1 rRNA gene is annotated in these 255 nt (G+C 48.2%); it reads left to right on the top strand.

Annotation, left to right across the window (positions count from 1 at the left end):
- Positions 1-74: ribosomal RNA gene (locus tag M3204_RS23595) — 16S ribosomal RNA — on the top strand; the annotation flags it as partial.
- Positions 75-255: the final 181 nt, after the last annotated feature.

Raw genomic sequence — 255 nt, 5'->3', positions numbered from 1 at the left:
AGGTGGGACAGATGATTGGGGTGAAGTCGTAACAAGGTAGCCGTATCGGAAGGTGCGGCTGGATCACCTCCTTTCTAAGGATATTGCCTATTGGCAATCGGAATGCGGACCTTTGGGTTCGTAAACGAATTCTCGCGAATTCGTACAGTTGACCGCTTGTTTGTTTAGTTTTGAGGGAGCGATTCCTCTTTTATATGATATATGGGCCTATAGCTCAGCTGGTTAGAGCGCACGCCTGATAAGCGTGAGGTCGAT

Source organism: Mesobacillus subterraneus (assembly GCF_023715485.1).
GTDB lineage: Bacteria > Bacillota > Bacilli > Bacillales > Cytobacillaceae > Mesobacillus > Mesobacillus subterraneus_B.
Note: the sequence above shows the minus strand (reverse complement) of the source record. Positions and strands in the feature narration are given on the sequence as shown.